This is a genomic window from Vibrio sp. 2134-1, assembly GCF_033339495.1.
This window is the reverse complement of the sequence record NZ_JAWOUS010000516.1, coordinates 1-658: the sequence shown is the minus strand read 5'-3', so window position 1 is coordinate 658 and position 658 is coordinate 1. Positions and strand designations below refer to the sequence as shown.

The following is a 658-nucleotide window of genomic DNA, read 5'->3' as shown; positions in this document are numbered from 1 at the left end:
TGTTAGCGCCCATAACGGCCGGCACACCCAATGCGCGCGAAAGAATTGCAGCGTGTGAGTTTGCGCCCCCTTCAAGCGAAACGACCGCTAATAAATGTTCTTTCGGCACCGATGCTAACAAAGTCGCAGTAAGCTCATTGGCCACTAAGATGATAGGACGATCGATGGCCGCATTCTCTTGCTCACTGTTGTGCAGAAAATACAGCAACCTTTGCCCCAACTCTCGGATATCTTGTGCTCGTTCACGCAAATAGACATCTGACATACGAGCAAAGCGGTTTGAATAAGTTTCGACTACCTGACGCAACGCCCAATCCGCTCGATCGCCTTTTTCAATCTGTTTCTTAAGATCACCGCGCAACATTGGATCATTAAGCAAATGGGTAAACAAATCGAATATCGCTAACGCATCTTTATTGATTTCGCTGTCGAACTTTTTCCGCATCCGGCGGAAGTCATTCAGCGCACGCTCAATCGCTACCAGCAGCAGCTCTTGCTCTCGCTCTTTATCCAGCGTGGAAGACGGGAATACGTCCGACAAACTCGGCTGCGTGTTGTCAAACCAAAACTCTCCGATGGCGACACCCGTTGATGCAGGCAAGCCTTTAAGAACCGTCGGTTTTGAGGCTAATTGCCAATGACCTAAACTTTGCGCGTG

The 658-nt window shown here is 49.4% G+C and carries 1 protein-coding gene; it reads right to left on the bottom strand.

Features of this window, described 5'->3' with window-relative positions; genetic code table 11:
- Nucleotides 1-658, bottom strand: a 658-nt coding sequence (locus R7R78_RS26965) for a phosphoenolpyruvate-utilizing N-terminal domain-containing protein (protein ID WP_263856328.1), incomplete at both ends; no start/stop codon positions are given.